At 73.1% G+C, this 4,139-nt stretch carries 4 protein-coding genes; all 4 read right to left on the bottom strand.

Features of this window, described 5'->3' with window-relative positions; all coding sequences use genetic code 11:
* The coding region (locus PLP61_RS15380) for an amidase (protein ID WP_324503634.1) at positions 1 to 647 on the bottom strand (647 nt) is incomplete at its 3' end.
* A 17-nt stretch (positions 648 to 664) separates the two neighbouring features.
* Positions 665 to 1,708: a hypothetical protein gene (locus PLP61_RS15375; RefSeq protein WP_324503633.1), complete on the bottom strand. Its 1,044-nt coding sequence runs from the start codon at positions 1,706 to 1,708 to the stop codon at positions 665 to 667.
* Between the two features lie 103 nt (positions 1,709 to 1,811).
* Positions 1,812 to 3,392, bottom strand: coding sequence for a citramalate synthase (cimA, locus tag PLP61_RS15370; RefSeq protein WP_324503632.1), 1,581 nt, complete (start codon positions 3,390 to 3,392; stop codon positions 1,812 to 1,814).
* A gap of 189 nt (positions 3,393 to 3,581) precedes the next feature.
* A partial coding sequence (locus tag PLP61_RS15365) for a hypothetical protein (RefSeq protein ID WP_324503631.1) occupies positions 3,582 to 4,139 on the bottom strand: 558 nt, incomplete at its 5' end.

Here is a 4,139-nt window from a genome sequence, read left to right as displayed (position 1 = left end):
GCGGCGTCGCGCACCGTCCGCGCGATCGGCCCGGAGGTCGCCAGGCCCACCGGGTCGCCGTACATGGGCGCCGAGGAGATCCGGCCCCGCGTGGGCTTGAGGCCCACCAGGCCGCAGCAGGAGGCGGGGATCCGGATCGAGCCGCCGCCGTCGGAGCCCTGGGCCACCGGCACCAGCCCGGCGGCGACCGCGGCCGCCGCCCCGCCGGAGGACCCGCCCGCCATCCGGGTGCGGTCCCAGGGTGTCACCGCCGGCGGAAGCCCCTCGGGCTCGGTGTAGCAGGGCGAGCCGAACTCCGGGGTGCTGGTCTTGCCGAGGCTGACCATGCCGGCCTCCTCGATGGCCTCGACCACCGCGTCGGAGACCTCCGGCACGAAGTCGGCGAAGGCGGCCGACCCGAACGCCGTGGGCACGCCCGCGGTGAGGTTGAGGTCCTTGACGGCGGTCGGTACGCCGTGCAGCGGCGAGGCGCCCTCGGCCGGCAGGGCCCGGGCCCGTTCCAGCGCCAGCTCCGGCGTGCGCAGCACGAACGCGCCCACGTCGTCGGCGCGGCCCAGGTAGTGCTCGACCAGCTCGACGGGCGACACCTCGCCCCGGCGTACCAGCGCTCCCTGCTCCAGGGCGGTCAGGTCGTGGAGGGCGCTCACCGCACCGACGGTACCGCTCAGGGCTTGATCGCGGCCGTCTTGGCGCTGGTGCGGGCGGTGGTGACGTAGCCGGCGAGGCTGGCCTTCACCGTGACCGAGATCCGCTTCCCGACGTCGGCCTTGCGCAGGGTGTAGGTCTTCGCGTTGGCACCCGAGATGGCCTTGGCGCCGCGGTACCACCGGTAGGCGAGGGCGCCGGGCTTGGGCACCCAGGTGCCCGGCTTGGCGGTGAGCGTCCTGCCCTTGCGCAGCGTGCCGGAGATCGTCGGCTTGGGGGCGGTGGTGAAGGCCACCGGGGTCCCGGCGGTCATCGCGATGTCGATGCTTGCGGCGCTGGACTCGGCGGTGAGGTCGACGGCGAGAGCGTTGCCGAAGTCGTTGACGCCGGAGGTGTACCACTGGGTCACGTAGCCAGTCCGCGCGGCTCGGACCTTGTAGAGGCCCGTGGGGAGTCCGCCCGTGTCGGCCGTCGCGATCCGGAACCTGGCATATCCCGCCGCATCGGTGAGCTGGGTGGCGCTCGGGGTGGTCCCACCCCCGGTCGCGGCGTACAGACCGACGGTGGCGCCAACGACGTCTGCCTCCGTGTCGGCGTCGTAGACGTAGACGTGGACGCTGCGCAGCTTCTGGGCCAGCGCCACCACGGCGGTGTTGGTCAGCCCGTCGCTGATCGACAGGTCGTTGGCGTTGGCGTAGTTGACGGCGCCGTTGTACCACTCCCCGAAGTAGCCGGGCCGCTCCACCCACACGTTGACGTTCAGCGGTACGTCGTCGCGCACGAAGTGGGCCACGCCGTCCACCCCGCTGGCCATCCGGCCGAGCTCGAGGGGGCGCCAGTCCGGGTCGTGGACCGGGTCGGGCAGCGGCTGGTTGGCCGGGTACAGGATGACGGTGGCGCCGCTCAGCGGCGACCCGGTCGGGCCCTGCACGGTGACGTCGAGGTAGCCCTCCGCCGCCGCGTGCGCCGGAGCCGCCGGGCTGAGGGACAAGCCGGCTACCGCCAGCAGGAGCCCGACGAGCAGACTCGTCCAGCGCCCCGGGCGCACCCTTCGACCGGTCATGTCACACCCTCCACGTCCACGTCCCGCACGGTCGGCCGAGGCTACCCCGGCCGAGGAGCGGCTGACCATCGTCTGACCGGGTGGTCCGGTCTGGTGGGCCGGCTCAGCGCTGGTGCTTGCGCAGGCCGAAGGTGAGCCCGTCGACCAACGCGCCCCAGGAGGCCTCGATGACGTTGGCACCCACCCCGACGGTGACCCAGGTCGACTCGCCGTCGGAGGTCTCGATCAGCACGCGGGTGATCGCGTCGGTGCCGTGCCCCTGGTCCAGGATCCGCACCTTGTAGTCGATGAGCTCGAACTTGGCGACCTCCGGGTAGGCCTGCACGATGGCCTGCCGCAGCGCCTGGTCCAGCGCGTTCACGGGACCGTTGCCCTCACCCGTCACGACGTACCGGACCCCGCCGGCGCGCAGCTTGACCGTCGCCTCCGAGACCGCGTCGGAGGCCGGCTGGGTCTCGGTGATGACCCGCCAGGACTCCACGTCGAAGTACGACGGCCGGTGGCCCTCCACCTCCTCCAGCAGGAGCAGCTCGAACGAGGCGTCGGCCGCCTCGAACGTGTAGCCCTTCTGCTCCAGCACCTTCACCCGGTCGGTGATACGGGTGACCAGGTCCCGGTCACCGGACAGGTCGAACCCGAGCTCCCGGCCCTTGAGCTCGATCGAGGCGCGCCCGGCCATGTCGGAGACCAGCAGCCGCATGTCGTTGCCGACCTCGACCGGGTCCAGGTGCTGGTAGAGGCTCGGGTCGACCTTGATCGCGCTCGCGTGCAGCCCGGCCTTGTGCGTGAACGCGGAGGTGCCGACGTAGGGCTGGCGGGAGGCGGGCGGCACGTTGGTGACGTCCGCGACCGCGTGCGCGATCCGGGTGGCGTCGCGCAGCAGCCCCTGCGGGAGCACCCGCCGGTCCAGCTTCAGCTCGAGGTTGGCCACGACCGAGATCAGGTCGGCGTTGCCGGTGCGCTCGCCGTACCCGTTGATGGTGCCCTGCACGTGGGTGGCGCCGGCCTCGACGGCCGCCAGCGTGTTGGCGACCGCGCAGCCGGTGTCGTTGTGGCAGTGGATGCCGACCCGGACGCCGGTGGTCTGGAGCACGTCGTCGACGACGTCGCCGACCCAGCCGGGCAGCATGCCGCCGTTGGTGTCGCAGAGCGCGACGACCTCGGCGCCGGCGTCGTACGCCGTGCGCAGCACCTCGAGGGCGTAGGCGCGGTTGTCGCGGTAGCCGTCGAAGAAGTGCTCGGCGTCCAGGAAGACCGTCTGGCCCTCCTCGCGGAGGTGGGTGACGGTGTCGCGGACCATCGCGAGGTTCTCCTCCAGCGTGGTCCGCAGCGCGAGCGTGACGTGCCGGTCGTGCGACTTGGCGACCAGCGTCACCACCGACGCCCCGCTGTCACGCAGCGCGGCCACCAGCAGGTCGTCGGCCGCCTTCACCCCTGCCCGGCGGGTCGCACCGAACGCGGCGAGCCGGGCGTGCTTCAGGTCGAGCTCCTGGGCGGCGCGGCGGAAGAACTCGGTGTCCTTGGGGTTGGCCCCCGGCCAGCCTCCCTCGATGTAGCCGACACCGAGCCGGTCCAGCTGGCGGGCGATCGTCAGCTTGTCGGCGACGGAGAGGTTGAGCCCCTCCTGCTGCGCACCGTCGCGCAGGGTGGTGTCGTAGACGTGGAAGGAGCCCTGCAGGTCCATCGGTCTCTTCTTTCGGTTCTCTTGCGGGCATGGTGCGCCGGGCAACAAAAAACCTCCCGTGGGAACGAGAGGTCGGCGCGTCGATGGCTGGTCGACGCGCTAGGAAATGATGATCTCCTGCTGCTGCACGAGACCATGGTGCCACGACCCGCCGGGTGGCCGCACGCAGGTCTCGTCATCCGGTCCCGGCTACCGCGGGCCCGAGAGCGGTGCGCCCCCGGCCGGGGCCCAGTCCACGCCCGCCTGGGCGAGCGCCCCGGCGCCGCTGGCGAGGGCCGCGAGCAGCAGCCCGGCCACCACCCAGTGCACCGGCCGGGCGGCCAGCGGGTGGAGAACCCGGTTCACCGGCCGCCGGACCCGGGACCCGCCCGGACCCCGCCAGAGCCCCGCCCCGAACAGCGCGCCGGCCAGCAGCAGGACCTGGGAGGTGGGGAGGGCGAACGCGTAGCCGAGCAGGACGCCGGCGAGCGCCAGGAAGCCCGACCAGACCACGAGCGCGAGGGTGCCCGGGACCGACTGGAGCAGGTGCCAGGGCGTGGCGAGCAGCACCTGGGGCGCGTCGTACCACCGCTGCCCGCGCAGCCGGCGCCGGTGGCCGGCCGCGCTCCCGGCCAGCGACCCGCTGCGCAGCAGCCAGGCCCCGAGCACCAGCACGACGGTGGTGAGGTAGGGGTACGCCGCCATCGCGGCGGCCGCCGCGAGCCACACCAGCGCGACCAGCACGAGCAGGCGCAGCCGCTCGCCGAG

This window comes from Nocardioides sp., from assembly GCF_035429765.1.
Lineage (GTDB): Bacteria > Actinomycetota > Actinomycetes > Propionibacteriales > Nocardioidaceae > Nocardioides.
The sequence above is the reverse complement of the archived record's forward strand: the minus strand, read 5'-3'. Positions and strand labels throughout refer to the sequence as shown.

Excerpts from the sequence above, each read along its gene's own strand:
- PLP61_RS15375 (WP_324503633.1), bottom strand. The coding sequence starts at position 1,708 with ATGACCGGTCGAAGGGTGCGCCCGGGGCGCTGGACGAGTCTGCTCGTC.
- cimA (WP_324503632.1), bottom strand. The coding sequence starts at position 3,392 with ATGGACCTGCAGGGCTCCTTCCACGTCTACGACACCACCCTGCGCGAC.